We start from the raw sequence: 24,403 nt of genomic DNA, 5'->3' as shown, positions 1-24,403 counted from the left end.
TTAATTGTTTGGAAAGATAGAACTTTTACTTTATTATAGTATTGAAAATACTGAAAATTCGGAGTGGATTATAATGGAGTGTTTAATAGGGAATGTAAAAGTTCATTATGAAATTTATGGTTCAGGAAAACCAATTATCATGCTTCATGGTTTTTCTCCTGACCATAGGTTAATGTCAGGTTGTATGGAACCTATTTTTTTACAAAGAGAAGGCTGGAAACGAATTTATTTGGATTTACCAGGCATGGGACAAACAAAGGGACATGAATCTATTCAAAACTCAGACGACATGTTAGATCTTGTAATAAAATTTATAGATACGATTATTCCAGATGAATCTTTTTTAATCGCAGGTGAATCCTACGGAGGCTACATAACTAGAGGAGTTATATCTAAGAGAAAAGACAAAGTAGATGGAGCAGCATTTATTTGCCCTTTGATTATCCCAGATATAAACAAGAGACAGCTTCCTCTGCATACCGTTATTTACCGAGATGAAAAGTTTTTATCTCAGTTAAGTACGGAAGAACGTGAGAATTTCAGTTTGAAATTTGTAGTACTAAACGAAAATAATTGGCAACGTTATCTTGAAGAGATTATATCAGGTATTAAAATAGCAGATGAGGCGTTTTTAACAAAAATAATGGAGCAATATGCTTTTTCATTTGATGTGGATAGTCAGTTATCCCTCTATGAAAAACCAAGCCTCTTTTTATTGGGAAAACAGGATTCAGTAACAGGCTACAAGGATGCTTGGAAGATTCTTGATAAATTTCCTCGTGCTACTTTTGCTGTTTTAGATAAAGCGGGACATAACTTACAGATTGAGCAGGATGTTTTATTTCATTCGTTAATAAATGAATGGTTAAATAGAGTAGAAGAAAATATGGCAGCTTTTGAATGAAATTTAATAATTTGTAAAAGAGATGATTAAAAATCCTGTTTCATGCAGGATTTTTTCTTAATAAATTAATGTATGTAATTTAGTGAAACCATTAAAAGTGAGTGGTCATTCATTCATTTTTGTGCTAAACTAAAAATACAGAATATTCAAAATTATAGGAGGGGAATATAATTATTAAAACAGGTGATGTTTTTACATGGGAAAGAACTTTTACTGAAGAAGATGTTTTGCAGTTCGGAAGGTTTTCAGGCGACCAAGGTAGGCATCATATTGAACATGATGAAAAGGGTCGTTTAATGGTGCAAGGTTTATTAACTGCAAGTATAGTAACGAAAATTGGTGGTGATGTAAATTACATCGCAAGAGAAATGGTAAGTGAATTTATTCGACCGGTTTTTACTGGAGATACAATTACATGTGAAATAACTCTTACAAATGTTGAACAAATGGAAGGTTTTAAAAAGGTAGAAATAAAGTCAGTATATCGCAATCAAAATGGGAAGGAAGTAATACTAGGATCAAGTCATGGAATCATTCGAGACTGAACATTCTAAAATTGTAAATATGTGTTAATGTAATTTTTTACATAAAAAGTAGTTAGATTCCATGATATATATGATTATAATGTGGGCTAGTAAAGCTAGCCTTTTTTCATTTCATTTAAATGTTTCATACGGATTTACATGATTGTAGAACAAAGGCGTTAATCTTCTGAACTATTAACGTATTCATGTAAACTAGACAATTTTGTAGCAATTGGAGTGACAATCTAGACACTTCTTGATCTTCTAGAGAATTTCACTATTCTTTCCGTAAAAGATGTAGTTGTTAACAGAGTTTCAATCTTCAACGATGTTAAGTCCTTCATTAATCTCTCTACGGACTTCCTCAAAGTGTAGATAATCACATAAAAAATGGTCTTAATTCCTTTCTCCAACTCACATATAGCTTGATAGATAGGGTGCTTGGTATTTCTCGTAAATCGCTTTAAAATTGCTTTCGTTGATGCGGTGCCTAATCGCAAAGCATTCGCAAACTTAATAATTTGCTCAAATTGTTGACGAATAAGATCCCAAGTTAATGTGCTTCCATAAGACGAGCTGCAAGTGAGTGGATTCCTCATTTTGTCCATGCGTGTCGACATAATTTCGATCTATTTACATGTCTGTACAATGCTGAATCCCCCTCCGTCATGACTGCATCCCTTTTCGAATATTAGTAATACTTACTTACAAATTAAAATCTTTAATTTTATTTAATTATAATTTATGAGTATACTTACTGTAATAATATTTCGAATATTCGAAATAGTGATTATTCGAACACTTCCATGTGAGGAAAAGGGGGAATCATTTAATGAGTTATCATTTAGACGAAAATCTGAAAAAAAGTGCAAGTAATTTCCCAGACAGTATCGCTTATATCTATAGAGATAAAAGTGTTACTTATAAAGAACTAAATCAGCAGGTAAATCGATTGGCTGCTGGTTTGTCTGCCCAAGGAATCGGGAAGGGAGATGGAGTAGCTCTTTTATTAGGGAATAGTCCTGAATTTCTTATTACGTACTACGGCATTTTACGACTAGGTGCATTTGTTGTTCCGATGAATCCTATGTATACCAAAGAGGAAATCAACTACATTTTAGACGATAGTCAAGTTAAAGCAGTTATTGCTCACGTATCCGTAGAACCAAAGTTGTCAGAATTAAAGGGACGATTGGAACATCTAAAGCTAGTTATTTATACAGATGCCGAGGATCAGGAGTGGACATGGGAGCATCTGATGGAAACAAGCAATAATGTTTGCCTAAACCCTTTCATTGATCAAGAAGACCTTGCAGTTATTCTATACACATCAGGAACAACAGGGAAACCAAAGGGTGCGATGTTATCTCATCTTAACTTGGCTTCGAATGCAGATGCCATTTCAGAATTAATTGAACTCCATGATAAAGATTGTGTAGTAGCTGTTCTACCAATGTTTCATGTTTTCTGTATGACTATTTGTCTGAATGCGCCAATTGCTTGCGGGGCAACTGTCTTGATTCTACCTAAATTCAGTCCTCTTGATGTTATCAGTACCATTCGAGAAAAAAGGCAACAGTGTTTGCTGGAGTTCCTACAATGTACAATTTTATCTTGCAATTGCCTGAATCTACTGCGGAAGATTTCTTATCCATTCGCGTGTGTATCTCTGGAGGTGCCTCGATTCCGCTCGAGCTATTACAAAAATTTGAAAACAAGTATGACGTTTCTATCATGGAAGGGTATGGCCTTTCGGAAACTTCTCCTCTCGTTGCTATTAATCCTTTACAGGGAACCCGTAAGCCAGGATCTATCGGTCTAGATATACCAGGCGTCAAAAGCAAAGTTGTCAATGAGGACGGAAAAGAAGTGCCGAGAGGAGAAGTCGGAGAATTAGTAGTTCAAGGGCCAAATGTAATGAATGGATACTTAGGGATGCCAGAAGCTACATCAGCTGCCTTAATAGATGGATGGCTTTACACTGGTGATTTAGCAACAATGGATGAAGAAGGATACATCTACATCGTTGATCGCAAGAAGGACATGATTATTGTTGGTGGATACAATGTATATCCTCGTGAAGTAGAGGAAGTTCTGTATCAACATCCTGCTGTTGTAGAGGCGGCCGTAATCGGAGTTTCCGATGGAGAATACGGAGAAAATGTAAAAGCTTATGTCGTAGTCAATGATGAGCAGGTCACCATGAATGACATTATCCGATTCTGTCAGGATAGGCTGGTGAAGTACAAGCTTCCTAGACAAGTGGAATTTTCTAAAGAGTTACCTAAAAACGCAACAGGGAAAATTTTGCGCAGAGAGTTAAGACAATTGATTGAAGTTAAGTAAGAAACTAACTAACTAACCATATTATTGAAGGAGGATTATTTATGTCGTCTATTTTAAAAGAAAAAGTTCAAGGACCAGTAGCGTGGAAAGGTATTGATCTAGCTAAAGATGATTCATGGGTTTATTATTTGTCCGAGAAAATGATCGCATCCCTTGAAAGCGCTTTAATTCATGTTAAACAAAAGGGTTTAAAAGCACCTAATTTTAACAAGGAGGACTTCCTGATTCCGGATCTCTCTGACGAAATTGCGTACTTTGTGGAAGAACTAGAGAATGGGAGAGGGTTCCTATTAATTCGTGGATTACCAATGGAAAGATATACGGATGAAGAAGCGAGCATCATTTATTGGGGGCTCGGACTTCACATGGGCATTCCGGTATCGCAAAACGCAAATGGTGACCTCTTAGGGCACGTCATTGATCAAGGTCTTAGCTTAGAAAATTCAAATGTACGCGGTTATCAAACGAAACTGCATCTTCCTTTTCACGCAGATGGATCTGATGTCGTCGGATTATTAAGCCTTCGAAAAGGGAAATCTGGGGGGTTCAGTAGTATCATAAGTTCAATGGCTGTTTATAATGAAATTCTGGAGAAGTACCCAGAGTATCTTGGAATTCTCTGTCGTCCATTCATCTTTGATCGTCGCGGTGAGGAAGCGCCAGGTGAATCTCCAGTATTTACATCACCAATTTTTAGTTATTATGATGGTAAATTGAGCTGCAGATATGTCCGTACATTTATAGAATCAGCACAAGCGAAAACAGGTATCCATTTGTCAAAAGTTGAAATTGAAGCGTTAGACATACTGGATTCCCTCCTTCATGATGAAAATATGCATTATAATATGATGTTGGAAGAAGGTGATATGCAATTCGTCAATAATTATACAGTTCTGCATTCACGTACTCAATACGAAGACTATGAAGAACCGGAACGCAAACGCCATTTATTAAGATTGTGGCTCACGATGCCAAATGGTCGAGAAATTGCACACGATTTCGCGATGTTTATTGATGAGAAAACAGGTAAAGCGGGTCGCGGCGGTATTCCTGTCCGTGGAAAAACATCTGGCGGTATTATAGAAAACTTGAAGTAATTGGGCTTAAATCCGAAAGACTTACCTTTATATATCGTTTCATAAGAACACCAATTGATTCATGTGATGGGGAGCACCTTTTCAGATGTCATGAAAAGGTTTTCCCTTGATGGTAAAAATAAGGGGGATTTATACGTTGAGCACTCCAAAATATTCTTGGATTATATTATTATTTCTAGTTGCTTCAGGTATGATCAACCAAGTTGATAAAATTGTTATTGGTTTGGTTTCCGTTCCCCTAATGAAAGAGTTACATTTAAGCCCTTCACAATGGGGATTGGTGGGAAGTTCCTTCTTTTGGTTCTTTACCTTTTCCTCTATCATTCTTGGTGGTATGGCCGATTCCAAAAACACGAAAAAAATGTTAACTTGGATGTCACTTACATGGTTGATTGTTCAATTTCTCACACCCTTTGTTTCCAGTCTGTCTCTGCTAGTTTTTACAAGAATGATCTTGGGACTAGGCGAAGGTCCAGCCCCTGCCTTATCAACGGCAATAATGGGAAAATGGTTCCCAAAACATAGACATGGTATAGGCTTTGGCGCTGTTCTGTTAGGAACAACAGGCGGATCGGCGATTGCTTCACCACTATTAATCTCCTTAATCGATCAATATGGATGGAGATCTGCTTTTATAGCCATGGGGATTGTTGGACTTATTGTACTAGTTTTATGGGTCATTTTCGGTAAAGAAAGTCCACAAGAAATTGGATTGCCTTCATTTCATCAAGAGGAGCAACATTCATCAACTCTTTCTAAGGTTTCTTGGCGTCAGTTTCTTCCGCATCTGTTGTCTGAAAATTTCGTTTTTACCGTCTTATGTGGAGGATGTGCCTATTGGCTATTGTCTGTTCAAGCGATATGGTTTCCAGCATACTTTACCAAAGTTCAACATTTTGATGGTCAAACATTAAAACTAGCCGTGTCGTTACCTTTTCTTTTCGCTGCTATTTGCCAAATTGGATTTTCTATGCTATCAGACCGGATTTATCGTAAAACTGGGGATATTCGTAAAGCACGAATAAATCTTGCCGGTTCCATGATGGTGCTATCTGCTCTTTGTGTATATCTAGCAAATGCTGTGAACTCAACTGCTATATCTATCCTGTTTTTCACTCTTGCTCCAGGCTTTGCGTATGTCATTCTTTCACTCGCACCCGCAATATTGATGGATTTTTTTCTCCTAAAAACATCGGGAAAGCACAAGGGACGTTCATTGCTCTTTCAAGTTCAACAAGTATTATTGCCCCGCTCGTATTCGGGTATTTCATCCAATATGCAGCGACTGAAGCAATAGGATATCGTTATGGATTCCAAGTAACTGCTTTGGGTATGTTCGTTATCGGATTATTATTTTGGATCGTTGTTCGCCCCGCAAAGCAAAGCGACACAACAATAAAAGCAGAGGAACAAGTGAGTATTTAAAAAATATACAGCAGATCAAGGTGCAGTTATAACTTCAACGAAGGATCTTCTTAGTTAGTGAATATACCAAATTGAAGTAGAATGACCATAACTATGTTAATTGATTATTTGGTCAATGTATCTATTACTTAGTTTTTTGAAAGGGCTAGTTTGTGAGATTGAATGACGGTATATATTAATAAAACTTAATTATAAATTAAAAATAACAATTTTATTTCATTTATAATTATAAGTATACTAAAGGGAAGAAAATTCAAAATATTCAGTCATAATATTTATGTAAACGCTATTAATGTTTTGGGAGATAGCGAGAGGTCCGGGTCCAAGAACGATTAAGATGTTTCGCTTTTCTTCATTCTTAACGCTAAAAAATTCGGTCATATCAAGTAAGAAAATAACCAAATGAATAAAGGAGGAAGATTTATGTCAGTCATTATAAAGGAAAAAATTCAAGGGCGTTCAGCATGGAAAGGCATTGAACTAGCTAAAGATGACTCATGGATTTATTATTTGTCCGAAAAAACGATTGCTGCTCTTGATAAGGCATTATTACATGTTCAGCAAAAGGGATTAAAAGCACCAGATTTTAAAAAGGAGGATTTCCCGATTCCTGATCTCGCTGACGAAATCAAATACTTTGTCGACGAACTGGAGAATGGGAGAGGGTTTCTATTGATTCGCGGATTGCCAATGGAACGGTATACTGACGAAGAAGCAAGCATCATTTACTGGGGGCTCGGACTTTACTTGGGACTGCCAATCATCCAAAGCAAAACTGGAGACCTCTTAGGGCATATCAAAAACATAGGTAAAGACTTTAATGATAATACAAAAGTAAGAGGTTACCAAACAAATGTGCATCTTGACTATCACACAGATCTTGCTGATGTGGTCGGATTACTATGTCTTCGCAAAGCGAAATCTGGTGGTTTAAGTAGTATCGCTAGTGCAATGTCTATCTATAATGAAATTTTGGAGAAGCACCCAGAGTACCTTGAAATTCTTTTTCATCCATTCGCCCATGATCTTCGTGGGGAAGAAGCACAAGGTCAATCTCCGGTAGTTCAATCACCAATCTTTAGCTATTACGATGGTAAATTGAGCTGCAGATATATGCGCCAATATGTCGAATCAGCACAAATGAAAACAGGTATCTCTATGTCGAAAGAGGAAATCGAAGCATTTGATTTTATAGATTCCCTTACGCATGATAAAAACTTTCATATTGATATGATGATGGAACCAGGTGATATGCAATTTGTTAATAATTATGCGGTTTTTCATTCACGTACATTATTTGAAGATTATGAAGAAGATGACCGCAAACGTCATTTATTAAGATTGTGGCTCATGATGCCAAATGGTCGAAAAATTGCCCCAGATTTCGAGTTTTATATCGGAGGAGCACCTGTAATTAGATAAAAAGCTGGTGGTAATGTTAATCATCAATATCTCTTATATCAAGTTGTATGGTGATTTTATTCATCGAAATAAGGTGAATAAAATCACCATTGTATGTTTTTAATGATGAAGTTCATGCGAAGGTTTCAGGAACGGAATAAAGGTTTAGGAAATATCCGAGTTAATTTTAAAATAAATTGAAGTGAGGATGATGTTTCATGGCAAATTTAGATCCGCAAGCAGAAAAATATTTACAAGCATATAATCAGATGCCGCCTATTCACGAGATGGATCCTAAGGCAGTAAGAGATATGTTGTCCAATGCACCGCGCCCTGCTGTAAAATTAGATCCGGTTTCAACGGTAGAGAACTTGATGATACCGGTAAGCAAAGACGAAGAAATCAAATGTAGGGTATACATACCGGAGGGACAAGGTCCCTTCCCGATATTTATTTACTACCATGGTGGAGGATGGGTTCTAGGAGACATTGAAGTGATGGATGCAAGTTGCCGAATGATAGCAAATAGAACGGCTAGTATTGTTGTATCTGTAAACTATCGTCTTGCTCCAGAGTATAAGTTCCCGACTCCAGTCGAAGACGCATATGCGGCATTGGAATGGGTTTATGAAAAAGGGCCCTCCTTTAACGGAGATGTTACTAGATTGGTAGTCGGAGGGGATAGCTCAGGTGGAAATCTAGCGACAGTAGTAACTATGATGGCGAGAGACAGAAAAGGTCCCGACATCGCTGCACAGGTCTTAATCTACCCTGCGACAAATCTTGAGTTTAATACGGAATCCCATCAAACATTTGCAAAAGGATTTGGTCTGGATCGCGAACAGCTGATTTGGTTCCGGGATCATTATTTAAGGAATGATGAGGACAGGTATAATGAATACGCTGCTCCTTTGGTTGCTGAAGATTTAAGTGGTCTCCCGCCAGCAATAGTGATTACAGCAGAAAATGATGTGCTTCGGGATGAAGGAATGGCTTATGCTGAACGTCTGAAAAAATTTGGTGTGCAAGTTGAATATGCATGTGAACTCGGTATGGTCCACGGCTTTTTTGCACACATGGCTATTTTCTCTAAGAACATTGAATCAACTGTTTCTAAGATTGACAAGTTCTTGAATACCGCTAAATATACAATTGGGTAGATGAAGATTAAAAGTTATAAAAAAACGAGCCTCAGCTTTTAGCGAGGCTCGTTTTTTAAATACACTATTATTGGTAAGCTACGATACAGTTACAATATCGCTCCTAGTTTTTTAGTAAAAAACGGTTTCTCCAATTCCGCCGGTTACTGAAATGACATCACCAGTAATCGATGCCGCCAAAGGTGAAGCTAGGAAGGTAATGACATTAGCAATTTCTTCTACTGTAATCAAGCGGCCGAGTGCATTGAGTGCTGCCATCTGACGCACAGCATCTTCATTAGTGACTCGGTTTCTAAACATTTCCGTATCGACAATCCCTGGATAAACAGCATTGACGTTAATTCCGTGCTTTCCTAATTCTAATGATGCGGATTTTGTTAAATGGACAACAGATGCATTACGTGGACCGGAACTAAAATAATTGCCGCCGATTCTAGCAGCCAGACCACTTATATTTATAATACGTCCCCAATTATTTTCTATCATATAAGGAGCTACAGCTCGCATACAACGAAAATAGCCCATATACTTTTCTTCAAAATCTTTCAAAATAAGTTCATCTTTAATACTATGAAAATCCTCTGGCTCAAAGCCGCCAACACGGGCTCCACTGTTGATTAAAATATCAATGCTTCCCATTGCTGCTGCTGATTTTTCAACTAAATTTAGGATAGAGTCAGGATCAGTTGTATCTGCCACAATTGGATAAATATTTCTGTTTGTTTCTTGAGCTAATTCCTCTGCAGCGATTTTTAGTGAGGATTCGTTTCTTGAACAAATCGTACAATCTACACCTTCTAGAGCCAATTGGCGAGCAGTTGCTTTACCAATCCCTCGGCTTCCTCCAACAATCAGTGCTTTTTTCCAGATAACTTTAAGTCCATAGTTCAACCTCCTGTTTTGATTTAACCGTAAAAGACCAAACTTGAAAGTCTATTTTTGGAATATTAAATCATTTCTATTTTTAATTCTACAGATAAATTATAATTAAATAAAATTAAAAATTTTAATTTGTAATTAAGTATTACTAATATAAAATAAAGAAAACTATTTTGTAAATAAAATAGGCTCGATACCTTAGTAAAATGTATCGGTCTTTTATTTTTCTTATACAATCGAATAGGTTCCTCAAGCTTCCTTAGTACCTCAAAGGCAAGTATTAGAATGATTCTACCTTCATCGGTTGGTAGAGTACCGTGTCCCCGGGAGCGATTAAAAATTTTTAGTCTTAATTCCTTTTCTAAGCTGGAAATGGGTTGACTGCTCGTGGATTGGATCACATGAAGATTCCATGCTGCTATAGTCAGAGAACTGTGTTTTGTGACTTGAACAATATGTTGTAATTGAATATTAGTAATACTTACTTACACATTAAAATTTTTAATTTTATTTAACTGAAAATTATGAATATAATGAATTAAATAACAATTAATACAATCGTAATAGTTGTTATTTAAAGCGCTTTCATATAGGTAAAGGAGGGGACAGCACTTAAAAAGTTATAATTTATCTGACAAAGAATTTGAGAAGGGAGATGGAGTCGCTCTTTTATTAGGAAACAAGCTATCATATTTATGAGAGCACTTTCATCATTAGGAAGGCTTGCAGTAATTCTATACACATTAGGAATAACCGATGAAGCAAAGGCTGTGGTGTTATCTCATCGAAACTTGCACATAAATGACTGATTCTGTCAGGATAAGCTGGTTTAGTACAAGCTTCCTAGATAAGTGGAGTTACTTAAGAAAACAAATGAGAAACTTTAAAAGTTGTATTAGAAAAGGAAGGAGGAGTACCTTTGCCGTCCATTTTAAAGAAAAAAGTTCAAGGACCAGTAGCGTGGAAAGGTATGGATCTAGCTAAAGATGATTCATGGATTTATTATTTGTCCGAGAAAACAATCGAATCTCTTGAAAACGCTTTATTTCTTGTTAAACAAAAGGGTTTAAAAGCACCTAATTTTAACAAGGAGGACTTCCCGATTTCGGATCTCTCTGACGAAATTGCTTACTTTGTTGAAGAGCTAGAGAATGGTAGGGGGTTTCTATTAATTCGTGGATTACCAATGGAAAGGTATACGGATGAAGAAGCGAGCATCATTTATTGGGGTCTTGGAGTTCACTTGGGCATCCCGGTAACACAAAACGCAAAAGGTGACCTCTTAGGACATGTCATTGATCAAGGTCTCAACATCAATGATTCAAATGTACGCGGTTACCAAACGAATGCACATCTTCCCTTTCACCCAGATGGATCTGACGTAGTCGGATTATTAAGTCTTCGAAAAGCTAAATCTGGAGGGTTCAGTAGTATCGTAAGTTCTATGGCTGTTTATAATGAAATTCTTGAGAAGTACCCAGAGTATCTTGGAATTCTTTATCGTCCATACTTCTTGGATCGTCGTGGTGAGGAAGCACCAGGAGAATCTCCAGTATATTCATCACCAGTCTTTAGTTATTACGAAGGTAAATTGAACTGCAGATATAATCGTGGATATGTCGAATCAGCACAAGCGAAAACAGGTATCCATTTGTCACAAGTTGAAATTGAAGCATATGACTTAATGGATTCCTCCTTCATGATGAAAACATGCATATTGATATGATGTTGGAACCGGGGGATATGCAATTTGTTAATAATTATACCGTTCTTCATTCACGTACTGTATACGAAGACTACGAAGAACCGGAACGCAAACGTCATTTACTAAGATTGTGGCTCACGATGCCAAACGGCCGAGAAATTGCACCTGATTTTGCGATGTTTATTGATGAGAAGACAGGTAAAGCAGGTCGCGGTGGTATTCCCGTACGTGGAAAAACAGCTGGTGGTATTGTAGAAAACTTAAGGTAAGGGGAGATATTTATATTGAACACCCCAAAATATTCTTGGATAATATTATTATTTCTGGTTGCTTCTGGTATGATCAACCAAGTTGATAAAATTGTCATTGGCTTGGTTTCCGTTCCTGTAATGAAAGAGTTACATTTAAGCCCTTCACAATGGGGATTGGTGGGAAGTTCTTTCTTTTGGTTCTTCACCTTTTCCTCTATCATTATTGGGGGCATGGCTGATTCCAAAAACACGAAAAAAATGTTAACTTGGATGTCACTTACATGGTTGGCTGTTCAATTTGTCACACCTTTTGTTTCCAGTCTGTCTCTGCTAGTGCTTACAAGGATGCTCTTGGGAGCAGGCGAAGGCGCAGCCCCTGCTCTATCAACGGCTATGGTGGGAAAATGGTTCCCAAAACATAGACATGGTATAGGCTTTGGCGCTGTTCTATGTGGAGCAACAATTGGGCCTGCAATTGCTTCACCATTATTAATCTCCTTGATCAATCAATATGGATGGAGATTTGCTTTTATAGCCATGGGGATTGTTGGACTTATCGTGCTAGTTTTATGGGTCATTTTCGGTAAAGAAAGTCCACAAGAAATCGGGTTGCCTTCTTTTCATCAAGAGGAGCAGCATTCATCAACCCTCTCCAAGGTTTCTTGGCGTCAGTTTCTTCCACATCTTTTGTCTAAAAATTTTGTTTTTATCATTTTGTGTGGAGGGTGTGCCTATTGGTTATTGTCTGTTCAAGCGATATGGTTTCCGGCATACTTTACTAAAGTTCAACATTTTGATAATCAAACATTAAAATTAGCCGTGTCGTTACCTTTTCTTTTCGCTGCCATTAGCCAAATTGGATTTTCTATGCTATCAGATCGGATTTATCGCAAAACTGGGGATATTCGTAAAGCACGAGTAAATCTTGCCGGTTCCATGATGGTGCTATCTGCTCTTTGTGTATATTTGGCAAATGCCGTGAATTCAAGTGCTATATCCATCCTGTTCTTCACCCTTGCTCCAGGTTTCGCCTATGTCATTCTTTCACTCGCACCTGCAATATTGATGGACTTTTTTCTCCCAAAAACATCGGAAAAGCACAAGGGGCCTACGTTGCTCTTGCAAGCTCAACAAGTATTATTGCCCCGCTCGTATTCGGGTATTTTATCCAATATGCAGCGACTGAGGCAATGGGATATCGTTATGGGTTTCAAGTAACTTCTTTAGGTATGTTCGTTATCGGATTATTGTTTTTGATTGTTGTACGTCCCGCGAAGCAAAGTCACACAACAATAAAAGCAGAGGAGCAAGTAAGTATTTAAAAATCATTGATGGATCGAGGAGGGAAAGAAATAAGTAAATATGAAAAGGAGGCTGCATAAATGGATTGTTGTGTACATTGTCATGAAGAATTAGCCATTATGGAGCGAAATCGCAGTGAGTGCTGGAATTGTCAAGAGAAGATGTCCGAGACTTACTCTGATGATCATATTGAAGTAGAAGATGAAGTAAAATAGTTTGTATAACTGAATTTCCCCCTTTATGACAGGGGGATAATTTTTCATTATGAAATCAGGAGCAAATGTAATAGCCAAACTTTCAATGATGACTTGTAAAACTCCTTCCATGTTTATAATAATTGTTCAATGTTTATGACTTTTTGAATATTAGTAATACTTATTTACACATTAAAATTTTTAATTTTATTTAATTATAACTTATGAGTATAATCAATAACATGATAAGTTTTAAAAATTTTGAATATTCTTAATACAGGAGGAAATGTAGAATGTCTTCTAAACAATTGTTTGATTTAACAGGACAGACAGCAATGGTTACCGGAGGTGGTAGCGGGTTAGGGCGTGTAATGGCACTGGCGTTGGCTGAGGCCGGAGCAAACGTAGTAGTTTGTTCACGTCGTATAGAGGTTTGCGAAGAAGTTGTGAAAGAAATTGAGGCGTTAGGAAGACAAGCACTTGCCGTATCATTGGATGTAACAGCTCCTGAATCTGTCGTTCAAGGTGTAGAGAAAGCGGTTTCTCATTTTGGGAAAATCGAAATTTTAGTAAACAGTAGCGGAACGGTTTTTGAAACGCCTGCTACGGATATGCCTTTAGAACAATGGCAATCTATGCTCGATACAAATGTGACAGGAACATTTTTAATGTGTCAGGCTGTAGGAAGACATATGATAGACAACGAATACGGAAAAATCATTAACATTTCTTCTTCAATCGGCTTTAAAGGTACTGACCCAGAAGCTGTAGATTCTGTAGGATATACAACAAGTAAGGGTGCAGTTATGACTTTAACGAAGGATCTTGCAGTTAAGTGGGGTCGCCATGGAGTGCATGTGAATTCCATTGCTCCTGGAGTTTTCACTACTGGAATGAATAACCCAGAAATACCGGGAACACTTGTACATAAGGCTGGCCCGATTATCGCCTCCCAAGTTCCAGTGAGAAGGTTAGGTAGAGACAATGATTTAGTAGGAGCAGTCCTTTATTTTGCTTCAGCAGCTTCTGATTATTGTACAGGACAAATATTGACTCTTGATGGGGGACTTGGCGCTAAGTAACTTTTACTCAAATAATTAAAGTTAGTACGTGAATATATCAAGTTGATGGCGTAAATTAATAAAACTTAATTATATGTTAAAAATAATAATTTTACTTAATTGGTAATTATAAATATACTGAAAATAATAAATTCGCAATATTCAATTAATTTATTATTGTAAACGTTATCAATATGCGGATTTCAAAAAAATGAAAGAGGGGATAGAAGTGAGTAACGTAAAAAGTGTAAAAGAGGTAACGGCATTCCATGCCAATAATATTTGTCCAGACGATTTGCCTTGGATTCCTTATTTTGGAGATGCAAAATTTAAATTGCTTAAAGCCAACCCGGTGACAGGACAGACGGTTACGCTATTAAAAGTTCCTGCGGCTATGCAGCTTCCCGCTCATTTTCATCCTGGTACAGTTATTGTTTATACCGTCCAAGGTTCTTGGAGATATCTTGAGGATCCTTGGATCTCTAAAGCTGGTGATGTCGTTTATGAACCAGCTGGCTCCTCACATACACCTCAGGCTGTAGGGGATGAGGAAGTTATTACGCTTAATATTGTTGAAGGAACATTAGACTATCTAGGTGAGAATGGAGAAATTATTGCCAGAGATAATTTTGAGTCATTCCTGAAAAAATACCATGACCATTGCGCAGCTGAAGGAATTGAACCTGTAGATGTGACTAAATTTTAAAAGATAGATTCGTAAAAAAGAGAAGCCCGACGTTCATATGTGAACGTCGGGCTTCTCTTTTTTCATTCTTAACTCTTGATAATTTGGGATTTTAGATAATGAATATATTTGTTGGCAAAAGTGGATAAATGTTTATTCTCTGACCGAACCAATCCTAAAGAAATATTTACAGTCCTATGATTCATCAAATCAACCGCAATGATATCACCATTGATGACAGGGGGATAATTTTTCATTACGAAATCAGGAGCAAATGTAATAGCTAAACTTTCAATGATGGCTTGGAGAACTCCGTCCATATTATTTGACGTAAATAGGATTTTTAAGGGCTTATATTTGTTAAAGAAATCTTGAACAAAATACTGCATAAATTCACCGTTATATGTAACGAGAGTTTGATCAAGTATATCATGCGGAGCTATGGTACCAAGAAACGCTAAGGGAGAATGCTTAGAAACATACACTTTCTGTTGCCCTTCAAATAGTGTTTCAAAAGCTATTCCTTCCATGTTTATGTTCAAATCGGCTGAATATGTAATTAGTCCGATGTCGGTCTTATGCTGTCGAATATCTTCAATCACAGCAGATCCACTTTTTCGGACACCTCCACATTCACATGTGGATACTCTTGTCTAAAAGCGGCTATAGCTTTTACCAGAAACGTCGTCAATCCGGGTAAAGAAGATAATCTTAGTTCCCCCACATCCAAGGAATTGAATGAGTTGGCTGTCTCTTTAATTTCTTCAATTTTTTTCAGTACTTCGTAGGCGAGTTTTAGAATGATTCTACCTTCATCTGTTGGTATAGCACCGTGTCCACGGGAGCGATTAAGAATTTTAATCCCTAACTCCTTTTCTAAGCTGGTAATGGATTGACTGATTGTGGATTGGGTCACATGAAGATTCTGTGCTGCAATAGTCAGAGAACTGTGTTTTGAGACTTCAATAATATATAGTAATTGCTCAATGTTCATGACCGTACCCCTTTTTTTGAATATTAGTAATACTTACTTACAAATTAAAATCTTTAATTTTATTTAATTATAATTTATGAGTATAATCAAAACAATAATAATATTTGGAAATTTTAGAATATTCTCGATATAAAGGAGGGTTTAGAATGTCATCAAAACAATTTTTTGATTTAACAGGACAGGAAGAAATGGTTACTGAAGGTGGTAATAGTTTAGGGCGATTAATGGAAGTTAATGATACTCATGTGGGCAGAAGAAGATGCAAACGTTGTAGTATGTTCACGCCGAATAGAGGGTCACGAGAAAGTTGTGAAAGAAATCGAAGTATTAGGGAGACGAGCACTTGTCCTAGCATTGGCGTAACAGATTCTGAATCTGGCGTTTAAGGTGTGGATAAAGCGCTTTCTTATTTCGTAACTGGACAAATAATACATGGGGAGGAGACAGATGTCAACAGAAACTGTTTTAATTACAGGTGCTACAAAAGGAATCGGTTTGGAATTCGTTAAAATTTTCGCTGGCCATAGCTACAACTTGGTGTTAGTTGCCAGAGATGCAACGTTGCTGGAACAACAAGCCGAGAATTTAAAAAAGGATTATGGTATACAAGTAAATACTTTTGCCGGCGATTTGAGCAGCTTTACAACGGTAGAGAGCTTGCATCGCCATTTGAAAAACGAGGGAATTGACATCAATATTTTGATTAATAATGCTGGAGCTGGCGGGTTCGGGCTCATGACGGAAATGGATATTCAGAAAGAAATGGAATATCTGCAGCTCAATATGATTTCGCTTACGTATTTAACTAGACTTTTTACGGATGACATGGTGAAACGAAAGCAAGGAAAAATTTTAAACGTGGCTTCACTAGCGGCCTTTCAGCCAGTTCCACGGATGTCGATGTATGGAGCAAGCAAATCGTACGTCTTATCCTTTTCGGAAGCGATTGCGGAAGAACTGAAAGGAACCGGGGTTCAAGTTTCCGTATTATGTCCCGGCTTTACCAAAACACCGCTCACGCAGCAATTCGCCGGAGAAGGCACGAAAGTGTTCAATAAGAACATGTTGGATCCGCAAATGGTTGCCAAGTGCGGATTTGAAGGGTTAATGAAGAATAAAAGGGTAATCATCCCGGGCTTTAAAAATAAATTCATGGCTAAATCTGTGGGACTGCTGCCAAGGAAATGGGTAACCATCTATACCCGAAAACTTCTTGAGCAAAAAGTGTAAAAAATAACAGACTATGGTATTGTTGGTGATTTATTTTAGGTGGTTCCACTTCTAACGGAAGAATTCAAAAAAGTACTTGTAAACTCTTAACAAAATCAAGGGAATATCTTTATAAATATATGACAACTAATAAATTATTCAGGTAATAGGAGGAGAAAAGGTGGCCCAAAACTTTAACTTTTATCAAATTTGGAAAGATAATTACTCCCGGTACAGCAACTTTTTGGATGAGCAAGTGACTAAAGAGTTTCCTGCTCAAGGGATAGGACAGATGTTGGAGATGAATCTTCAATTCAAAAAAATGATGAATGACACAACAGAACGTTTTTATGAATTTGTTAATCTACCAACACGAGATGACCTTGCGCATATTTCCTCTCAGATTGTCAATATAGATGCAAAGGTTGATGATTTAGAAGAATTTATACAAGAAACTCAGGATAATCAAGGAGATTCAGCGGAATTGCAACGTGAAATGGCCAATTTAAAAAAGGATATGAAAAGCCTTGATACGAAACTGAATCAAATCATAACCTTATTAAAATCACCAACAGATATGAGTACAAAAGGTACTGTATAAAAGTGATACAGAAAAAACAAATCCATAAGTCTATTATTAATAAATTAATTTTGTAAGGGGTGAAGTCATGAGTGTTCTAATGACAAAAGAATACGAAAAGTTTATCGAAATGATACCTGAGGAGTATCAACAAATGTATAGACGTGTAAAAAGTGCAACTCAAGTGTTAACATTAGATGCCGAGCCAAAAGTAGGTCCAACACCGAAGGAAGTTATTTGGACTAGGAATAAAACGAAGCTCTATCGATATATTTCTGATCAACCAAAAAAACATAAAACTCCAATTTTGTTGATTTATGCACTGATTAATAAACCATATATTATGGATTTAACAAAGGGTAGCAGTTTAGTAGAATATTTAGTTAATCGTAATTTTGATGTCTATCTCCTTGACTGGGGGACACCTGGCCCCGAAGATAAAAATATGAAATTAGATAATTATATTATGGACTACATCCCACGTGCGGTTCGTAAAGTATTGCGAAAGTCTAAAGCTGATGAGGTGTCCATACTTGGTTACTGCATGGGTGGTACTATAACAGCAATATTTTCGGCGCTGCACCCTGAATTGCCGATTCGCAACCTTGTTTTTATGACAACTCCTTTTGATTTTGAAGAAACAGGTCTATACGGTGCTATGCTAGATGAACGGTATTTTGATATTGATAAAGTGGTCGAAACACTCGGTAATATTCCACCTGAAATGATTGACATTGGAAACAAATTACTCAAACCGATGGCAAACTTTTATGGGCCATATGTTAGTCTTTTCGATCGTGCTGAAGATGAAAAATTCGTAAAAAGCTTTAAGCTTTTGCAAAAATGGTTAAACGACGGCATTCCATTTCCAGGTGAAGCCTATCATCAGTGGATTAGCGAATTTTATCAAAAAAACAAACTGATTAAAGGGGAACTGTATATTCGTGGTCGTCAAGTTAAACTTGAGGCAATCACTGCTAATGTGCTTAACTTATCAGGTGAAATTGATATTATTGCTCAACCACATCAAGTAGAAGCATTGATGAATCACATATCAAGTAAAGATAAACAATATATAAATTTACCTGTTGGGCATACATCTATTGCTTTTGGAAGTAAAGCTTCAAAAATAACTTATCCAACGATTGGTGACTGGTTGGAAGAACGGTCCAGCTAATAATGAATCATGTTCGAATAAGATGGTCTGTATTCTCAACTTGAAGAAGTTGTGAAAAGCTAAATTCTTTTAATGAAGAATTTAGTCTATAAATCATAATGAAAGCGTTTTATTTAGGGCAGATAATCTTAAGAAGAAAGTGCACTCCACAAAGTAAAGATTTTTTCATTTTCACTTTGAGAGTAACTGTTACTGTAAAATATTAATGAAGGGGTGAAATTATGTGGGTTTGTACTACACACATGAAAGAAACATTACTATTTTTAGAAACTCCCCATGTTAGCAAAGCTTCGTTTCAAATTAAGTGTTCCCTTTGTGATAATCTTGCTACTGCGAAAGTTTATTACACTCACCGAACTTACCATTTTACTAAAAAACAATTCATGGATTCTTTATCAAAATCTTCCTCTATAAAATCTGGTTAATTAGTTTTAAAAAATACAAATTCACATAAAGTGCAGGTTTTATAATTTTTTTGTGGATATGCATATTTATCTAGAATATGAGCACATTATTTACCAATAAAATGGAGGTGCTAAAGATGAATATTCAAGAACATAATCATACCAATGAAATTCTTATGACAAGCGCAAAGAGCGCGATTGAGCAAATGAAATATGAAATTGCACGTGAATTCGGGATCACACTCGGTCCAAATACAACAGCACGCGCAAACGGAACAGTTGGGGGAGAAATTACAAAACGCTTAGTACGAATGGGCGAAGAAAAGCTAGCTGGACAATATAGAATTCACTAAAATGACGTTTGCTTTCTCTTTTATTATTTTAGGGGAGATAGGCGTACACATATTAAGTTAAGATTTTAAAGTCCCCTCCCTATGTTCTACTTTATTGAAATCCATAATTAAGTAATTATTGTAACGTTATAATTTTTTGAAATCCATTTTTATCAATAAAGTAGTTAAAAGCCTGTTTTGATGATATTCAAAACAGGCTTTTTCTTTTACATACTAACATTTTTCTTCTTCGCTAGCATGAATTTTTCATCTAAAAAGTTTGTACCTAATACACCGAGAATAATCATGACTGCCCCGATGATATGGTAATATGCAAGATCTTCTTGTAAGAAGATTGCACCAGCGAACATCGTAATTAAAGTTGATACATTGCTGAATACACTCATCTTTGATGCTTCCATAATGGATAAAGCGTAATTTGATAGAAATGCTGTTAATAGTGAGGAAAGGATTCCTAAATATAAGATTGAAACTAGAAATAATGGGCTTGTAAAGGGCTGAAAATATAGGTTCATAGTTCCAGCAGCAATATGATTTCCGATAGACAGTGTATTAAAGCAAACAAAACCAATTGCGGTCATCATATACGTTACATCGATTAATCGGAATTGTTTTGTCATTTTTCGTGCTAGGATATTATAACCAGCTGATGATAATGCTGATAAGAGAATGAGTATAACGCCGGTAAAACTAGTGGTATGAGAACCGAATCCTTTCATAACAAAAATATAGATGACACCAGATACAGATAAAAGAAGCGAGAGCTTTTGCCAAATTGTTGTCCGTTCTTTTAAAAAGTAAGAGGCACATACCATTGTGAAGATAGGAATAGTAGCTTGAATAATGCCTGCTTCAGAAGATGATGTATACACTAATCCAAATGCTTGAAAAGTGAAGAATAAAGCTGGATATAGAATTGCTACTGGTAAAATAGTAAGCATGTTTTTCAATGTAATATTTAATTTGATAAAACCGAATATTACTGGAATAGATGCGATAAGAAAAGAAACGGTAAATCGATGAGCTAACGTATCAAGTGGCCCCGTGACTGTAAGAGTTAACTTTACAAACATAAATGAAAAACCAATTATGAATGTATAAAGAACAGCCGCGGCGTATGCTTTTTTTATTTGTGTCATATTTACACCTCATGTAATGAATTTTCTTACTGGCCAGTATACGTAAATGGTAATATTTTCTTGTGGGTGCTACAATACAAATAAATACCATCTGTACCGGTACAAAAATATATAGAGGTGTAAGCGTGTATAAATATTTAATCGTTTTTAATGATTTAGAAAAGTTAATTCAAAATGGAGAATTAAAAGAAGGTGATAAATTACCTTCTATTCGATCTTTAAGTACGTGTTATCAATGTACGAAAAGTACAATTATTCGTGCGCTTCAAGAGTTAGAAAAAAGACATATGATATACTCCGTTTTGAAAAGCGGATACTATGTTGTGAAAAAAACGAACGAAGATCATGCTAGCCATAGTAGTGTAACAGATTTTGCAACATCTGCACCTGATCCAGATGTTTTTCCATATTTAGACTTTCAGCATTGCATTAATAAAGCAATTGATACATACAAAAACGATCTATTTATATATGGGACTCCGAAAGGGTTGCCTTCGTTAATTCGCGTTATTCAAAGGCAATTAACAAACTATCAAGTGTTTTCGAATGAAGAGAATATTTTTATTACATCTGGCGTGCAGCAAGCGCTATCTTTGCTAACTTCTATCCCGTTTCCAAATAAAAAGAAAACGATTTTAATTGAACAACCGAGTTATCATTTATTTATCGAGTATTTAGAAACGCACAACATCCCTGTTAGGGGAATTGAACGAACAGCGGAAGGGATAAATTTAAACGAATTAGAACGTATATTTCAAACAGAAGATATTAAATTTTTTTATACAATGCCGCGGTTTCATAATCCGTTAGGTACATCGTATTCTAAGAAAGAAAAGGAAGCTATTGTCCGTTTAGCGAAGAAATATGATGTGTTTATCGTGGAAGATGATTATTTAGTGGATTTAGAAAGAGATGCTAAAGCGGATCCGATGTATAGTTATGATGATTCCTCTCATGTTATTTATTTGAAGAGTTACTCCAAAATTATTTTTCCTGGACTCCGAGTTGGTGTTGCTGTCATACCTAACTGTTTAACGGAAATTTTCTTTACATATAAAAAATTACTAGATATTGATAGTTCGATGATTTCCCAAGCAGCTTTAGAAGTTTACATAAAAAGCGGGATGTTTGATCGACATAAACAAAAAATTCGCGCTTCCTACTATGGAAGATCAAAGAAGTTAGCTGCTTCTTTGAAAGCATGGAGTAGTACGAACAAACAGTTATTTCAATACTACGATGCAAATTTTCCATGTGTACATACACACATTACGCTAGATAAGAAAGTTATCGTTCAGCCACTTATTCGAAAGCTACTAAAAAATAATGTATTACTAGATTCGATTGATAAAAATTATTTATCTTTTATTCCGAAAGAAAAAATATTGAAATTAAATGTATCAAACGTAAAGGAAGAAATGATTGAAGAGGGGATATGTAAGATTATCGATGAAATGAAACGTTTATAGATTGTTCATTAAGGAAACAGATTGGTAGCATTTACAATGTTAAGGAAATTCAAATAAAAAAGCCGTACTACATATAAAGTGTAGTACGGCTCTTATTTTTTATACTGAAATTAAACGACTTTATTATCTCTATAAGATCCGTTAGCTTACGGATTTCATAAGTCGGCTTAATTCCTAAATGGTTTTCTTTAAGATGCGGATTGAACCAGCAAGTGTCAATCCCGTAATTTATGCCTCCCTGAATATCGGAAGTCAAAGAATCGCCCACAATCAATACTTTAGTTTTATCTGTAATCTGTAGCTTGGAAAACGCAAAATCGAAAATACCTTTTTGGGGTTTCTGGAATCCAGCCTCTTCAGAAATAATAATATGTTCAAACGTATTACAGAAAGGCGAGCTCACAATTCTTGATGTCTGCACAGCTGTGAATCCATTTGTTATAATGGCCAACCGGCAATCGGCAAGATTGTCACATAATTCTACGGCTCCTTGTACAAGGTGTGTTTCCTTGCCCAAATATTTAAGATAAACATTGCTAAACGTATCTGCATTGATTTCAAGCTTATGCGCAAGGAATAACCTCTTAAATCTCTCTACTCCCAATTCTGATAAAGTAGTAAGCCCTTGTTCTAAATCTCTCCACAATATATTGCTAATCTCTTTATATTTAGCTTCATAATCCGCCAATCCCGTAGGCAATCCAAATTCTACAAAAGTTTTATGTAGTGCCTTTCTTTCCGATATACTGAAGTCGAACAGTGTATCATCAACATCGAACAATATGATTTCGTATTTCATAGCTCCTCCATTTATCCATTGCTTATCTAATATTAAGTCGGTATCGAAAGGGATGTGATTCTTATTTTTTGAGATACAAGATCGTAAATGGGATAAATTAATAATCCTTACAGGTATAATTTGCTTATTATTTTTATTTTGTTACATAGTGACCAGAATGTAAAGTAATCTGCGATGTCGGAAAGTAGTATTAGGAGTATCACCCCATGCCCATCAAACTAATATTTTGAAGTACCCCAAAAACAAAAATTTTATCTCCCTACAGTTGTCTATAAGAATTCAGTTTTTTCGTTTTTGGGAACAATGAATTTCTTAACTTGATGGCGATGGGGCGATACCCCAATTAACATTTTTTAGGTTCAACTTGTTGTTTAATTGCAAGTGATCTAGGCTTCATATTCACACAACAGATGCTCACAACAATGAATAAGAGTCCAACAAAAAGACTAAGGGTAATTGCTTCATGTAAAAAAATAGCACTCGCTATAATCGCAATAAGTGGAATGAGAAATGTATAGGCTCCCACTTTGCTTGCCTCTCCTGAGCCGATAAGTGTAAAGTAAGCTAACCAGCCCATTGCAATAACAAAGATAGAGACAAACAGTAATATAGATGTAAATGGCACGTTCCAAACAATACTAGACCAGCTTTCAAATTCTAATCCAAACCCGATTAAGAAAAAGCCACCAATAATCAGTTGAAGTGTAACCATCCAAATTGCGTTTACACGATTACCGGTTTTCTTAATGAACACCGTACCAAGTGCCCAGCCAAGGGAACAGCCTAAAGCGAGTAATATTCCAACGATAGAAATATGACTACTTAAACCACTTGAACTTATAACAGCCACACCGGAAAATCCAAGAATCAAGCCGAAGATTTTTAATCCATACATTGCTTCTTCGAGCCAAATCCAAGAGAAAATACCGAGCAGCACTGGCTGAAGGAAAACGATAGCTGAAAACAGGCCAGCTGGCATATATTCAAGTCCTATAGTCTGAAGTCCATAAAATAATATGTTATTAAGTAAAGCGGAAATAAAGTATAAATGCCATGTTTTCTTAAAGTTCAACTCTTTATATTTTGGCAAGGCAAAAATAAGTAGGATGAATCCGCCTAACACTGTTCTCATTCCCGCAAACAACACTGGTGGCGTATAATGAAGAGCGAATTTTGACAAAGGCCAATTGATTCCCCACATGATGACAAGAAATGTGAGAAGTAAAGCCATTCTTGTTCGCGAAAGTTGTGTCACGTTAAGACCTCCTTGTTGTATTTCATTACACTATGATATGATATTGGACATAATAAATAAAATGAATCTTTTTTATAAGGAGTATAAGTA

General features: G+C 36.3%; 25 protein-coding genes and 3 pseudogenes. 20 read left to right on the top strand and 8 right to left on the bottom strand.

What is annotated here, in order from left to right; genetic code table 11:
- Window positions 1–70 precede the first annotated feature (70 nt).
- Both ACEWFJ_RS14120 and ACEWFJ_RS14115 read left to right on the top strand, forming a co-directional pair.
- Complete coding sequence (locus ACEWFJ_RS14120; RefSeq protein WP_473692501.1) at window positions 71–904, top strand: alpha/beta fold hydrolase; 834 nt, start codon at window positions 71–73, stop codon at window positions 902–904.
- A 167-nt stretch (window positions 905–1,071) separates the two neighbouring features.
- Window positions 1,072–1,449, top strand: coding sequence for an FAS1-like dehydratase domain-containing protein (locus ACEWFJ_RS14115; RefSeq protein WP_473692499.1), 378 nt, complete (start codon window positions 1,072–1,074; stop codon window positions 1,447–1,449).
- Between the two features lie 111 nt (window positions 1,450–1,560).
- Here the strand turns inward: ACEWFJ_RS14115 and ACEWFJ_RS14110 are convergent.
- Window positions 1,561–2,085: pseudogene (locus ACEWFJ_RS14110) on the bottom strand (Tn3 family transposase); the annotation flags it as partial.
- A gap of 175 nt (window positions 2,086–2,260) precedes the next feature.
- Here ACEWFJ_RS14110 and ACEWFJ_RS14105 point away from each other — a divergent pair.
- The 5 genes and pseudogenes from ACEWFJ_RS14105 to ACEWFJ_RS14085 all read left to right on the top strand — a co-directional run bounded on the left by ACEWFJ_RS14105 (window position 2,261) and on the right by ACEWFJ_RS14085 (window position 8,857).
- Window positions 2,261–3,774 (top strand): annotated as a pseudogene (locus tag ACEWFJ_RS14105) (long-chain-fatty-acid--CoA ligase).
- A 41-nt stretch (window positions 3,775–3,815) separates the two neighbouring features.
- The gene (locus ACEWFJ_RS14100; protein WP_473688994.1) at window positions 3,816–4,871 is read left to right on the top strand and encodes a TauD/TfdA family dioxygenase; all 1,056 of its coding nucleotides are present in this window, start codon (window positions 3,816–3,818) and stop codon (window positions 4,869–4,871) included.
- A gap of 136 nt (window positions 4,872–5,007) precedes the next feature.
- Entirely contained in the window at window positions 5,008–6,168 is a 1,161-nt protein-coding gene (locus ACEWFJ_RS14095) for an MFS transporter (RefSeq protein WP_473688993.1), read from the top strand.
- A 551-nt stretch (window positions 6,169–6,719) separates the two neighbouring features.
- On the top strand, window positions 6,720–7,718 hold the full coding sequence (locus tag ACEWFJ_RS14090) for a TauD/TfdA family dioxygenase (protein ID WP_473688992.1): 999 nt from the start codon (window positions 6,720–6,722) through the stop codon (window positions 7,716–7,718).
- 197 nt (window positions 7,719–7,915) lie between these two features.
- Window positions 7,916–8,857: an alpha/beta hydrolase gene (locus ACEWFJ_RS14085; protein ID WP_473688991.1), complete on the top strand. Its 942-nt coding sequence runs from the start codon at window positions 7,916–7,918 to the stop codon at window positions 8,855–8,857.
- A gap of 111 nt (window positions 8,858–8,968) precedes the next feature.
- Here the strand turns inward: ACEWFJ_RS14085 and ACEWFJ_RS14080 are convergent, their stop codons facing one another.
- Together ACEWFJ_RS14080 and ACEWFJ_RS14075 are read right to left on the bottom strand one after the other, a co-directional pair.
- Window positions 8,969–9,748, bottom strand: coding sequence for an SDR family NAD(P)-dependent oxidoreductase (locus tag ACEWFJ_RS14080; RefSeq protein ID WP_473688990.1), 780 nt, complete (start codon window positions 9,746–9,748; stop codon window positions 8,969–8,971).
- Between the two features lie 56 nt (window positions 9,749–9,804).
- A complete protein-coding gene (locus ACEWFJ_RS14075; RefSeq protein WP_473692497.1) occupies window positions 9,805–10,191 on the bottom strand; it encodes a LysR family transcriptional regulator in 387 nt (128 codons plus the stop codon).
- A gap of 464 nt (window positions 10,192–10,655) precedes the next feature.
- On the opposite strand from ACEWFJ_RS14075, the gene ACEWFJ_RS14070 reads away from it, so the two are divergent.
- The 6 genes from ACEWFJ_RS14070 (at window position 10,656) to ACEWFJ_RS14045 (ending at window position 14,955) form a co-directional block, all read left to right on the top strand.
- Window positions 10,656–11,462, top strand: a complete 807-nt coding sequence (locus ACEWFJ_RS14070; RefSeq protein ID WP_473688989.1) for a TauD/TfdA family dioxygenase — start codon at window positions 10,656–10,658, stop codon at window positions 11,460–11,462.
- A gap of 17 nt (window positions 11,463–11,479) precedes the next feature.
- Complete coding sequence (locus tag ACEWFJ_RS14065; RefSeq protein WP_473688988.1) at window positions 11,480–11,710, top strand: hypothetical protein; 231 nt, start codon at window positions 11,480–11,482, stop codon at window positions 11,708–11,710.
- Between the two features lie 15 nt (window positions 11,711–11,725).
- Entirely contained in the window at window positions 11,726–12,910 is a 1,185-nt protein-coding gene (locus ACEWFJ_RS14060; protein WP_473688987.1) for an MFS transporter, read from the top strand.
- Window positions 12,911–13,074: 164 nt separating this feature from the next.
- A complete protein-coding gene (locus tag ACEWFJ_RS14055; RefSeq protein WP_473688986.1) occupies window positions 13,075–13,209 on the top strand; it encodes a hypothetical protein in 135 nt (44 codons plus the stop codon).
- Between the two features lie 272 nt (window positions 13,210–13,481).
- Window positions 13,482–14,270, top strand: coding sequence for an SDR family NAD(P)-dependent oxidoreductase (locus ACEWFJ_RS14050; RefSeq protein ID WP_473688985.1), 789 nt, complete (start codon window positions 13,482–13,484; stop codon window positions 14,268–14,270).
- A gap of 208 nt (window positions 14,271–14,478) precedes the next feature.
- Window positions 14,479–14,955: a 2,4'-dihydroxyacetophenone dioxygenase family protein gene (locus tag ACEWFJ_RS14045; RefSeq protein ID WP_098309852.1), complete on the top strand. Its 477-nt coding sequence runs from the start codon at window positions 14,479–14,481 to the stop codon at window positions 14,953–14,955.
- 68 nt (window positions 14,956–15,023) lie between these two features.
- Here the strand turns inward: ACEWFJ_RS14045 and ACEWFJ_RS14040 are convergent, their stop codons facing one another.
- Both ACEWFJ_RS14040 and ACEWFJ_RS14035 read right to left on the bottom strand, forming a co-directional pair.
- Window positions 15,024–15,536 carry a LysR family transcriptional regulator substrate-binding protein gene (locus tag ACEWFJ_RS14040; protein WP_473688984.1) on the bottom strand — a complete coding sequence of 171 codons (513 nt, stop codon included), beginning with the start codon at window positions 15,534–15,536 and terminating at the stop codon, window positions 15,024–15,026.
- Entirely contained in the window at window positions 15,533–15,928 is a 396-nt protein-coding gene (locus ACEWFJ_RS14035; RefSeq protein ID WP_473688983.1) for a LysR family transcriptional regulator, read from the bottom strand. Before ACEWFJ_RS14035 ends, ACEWFJ_RS14040 begins: the two co-directional genes overlap by 4 nt.
- A 146-nt stretch (window positions 15,929–16,074) precedes the next feature.
- On the opposite strand from ACEWFJ_RS14035, the gene ACEWFJ_RS14030 reads away from it, so the two are divergent.
- The 6 genes and pseudogenes from ACEWFJ_RS14030 to ACEWFJ_RS14005 all read left to right on the top strand — a co-directional run bounded on the left by ACEWFJ_RS14030 (window position 16,075) and on the right by ACEWFJ_RS14005 (window position 19,651).
- Window positions 16,075–16,314 carry a hypothetical protein gene (locus tag ACEWFJ_RS14030; RefSeq protein WP_473688982.1) on the top strand — a complete coding sequence of 80 codons (240 nt, stop codon included), beginning with the start codon at window positions 16,075–16,077 and terminating at the stop codon, window positions 16,312–16,314.
- Window positions 16,315–16,375: 61 nt separating this feature from the next.
- Window positions 16,376–17,158, top strand: coding sequence for an SDR family NAD(P)-dependent oxidoreductase (locus tag ACEWFJ_RS14025; RefSeq protein ID WP_473688981.1), 783 nt, complete (start codon window positions 16,376–16,378; stop codon window positions 17,156–17,158).
- Window positions 17,159–17,248 (top strand): annotated as a pseudogene (locus ACEWFJ_RS14020) (hypothetical protein); the annotation flags it as partial.
- Window positions 17,249–17,318: 70 nt separating this feature from the next.
- A complete protein-coding gene (locus tag ACEWFJ_RS14015) occupies window positions 17,319–17,738 on the top strand; it encodes a hypothetical protein (RefSeq protein ID WP_473688980.1) in 420 nt (139 codons plus the stop codon).
- A gap of 67 nt (window positions 17,739–17,805) precedes the next feature.
- Window positions 17,806–18,894 (top strand): class III poly(R)-hydroxyalkanoic acid synthase subunit PhaC, encoded by a 1,089-nt coding sequence (gene phaC / locus ACEWFJ_RS14010; protein ID WP_473688979.1) that lies wholly within the window; start codon window positions 17,806–17,808, stop codon window positions 18,892–18,894.
- A 541-nt stretch (window positions 18,895–19,435) separates the two neighbouring features.
- A complete protein-coding gene (locus ACEWFJ_RS14005; RefSeq protein ID WP_473688978.1) occupies window positions 19,436–19,651 on the top strand; it encodes a small, acid-soluble spore protein, alpha/beta type in 216 nt (71 codons plus the stop codon).
- A 206-nt stretch (window positions 19,652–19,857) separates the two neighbouring features.
- Here ACEWFJ_RS14005 and ACEWFJ_RS14000 read toward each other — a convergent pair whose 3' ends face one another.
- Window positions 19,858–20,790 (bottom strand): DMT family transporter, encoded by a 933-nt coding sequence (locus ACEWFJ_RS14000; protein ID WP_473688977.1) that lies wholly within the window; start codon window positions 20,788–20,790, stop codon window positions 19,858–19,860.
- Window positions 20,791–20,915: 125 nt separating this feature from the next.
- Here ACEWFJ_RS14000 and ACEWFJ_RS13995 point away from each other — a divergent pair, with 125 nt between their 5' ends.
- Window positions 20,916–22,259 carry an aminotransferase-like domain-containing protein gene (locus tag ACEWFJ_RS13995; protein WP_473688976.1) on the top strand — a complete coding sequence of 448 codons (1,344 nt, stop codon included), beginning with the start codon at window positions 20,916–20,918 and terminating at the stop codon, window positions 22,257–22,259.
- A gap of 67 nt (window positions 22,260–22,326) precedes the next feature.
- On the opposite strand, the gene ACEWFJ_RS13990 is transcribed toward ACEWFJ_RS13995, so the two are convergent.
- Window positions 22,327–23,058 carry a YjjG family noncanonical pyrimidine nucleotidase gene (locus tag ACEWFJ_RS13990; RefSeq protein ID WP_473688975.1) on the bottom strand — a complete coding sequence of 244 codons (732 nt, stop codon included), beginning with the start codon at window positions 23,056–23,058 and terminating at the stop codon, window positions 22,327–22,329.
- A gap of 343 nt (window positions 23,059–23,401) precedes the next feature.
- Window positions 23,402–24,313: a DMT family transporter gene (locus ACEWFJ_RS13985; protein WP_473688974.1), complete on the bottom strand. Its 912-nt coding sequence runs from the start codon at window positions 24,311–24,313 to the stop codon at window positions 23,402–23,404.
- Window positions 24,314–24,403 lie beyond the last annotated feature (90 nt).

The organism is Bacillus sp. EA-CB0995 (assembly GCF_055814245.1).
The sequence above is the reverse complement of the archived record's forward strand: the minus strand, read 5'-3'. Positions and strand labels throughout refer to the sequence as shown.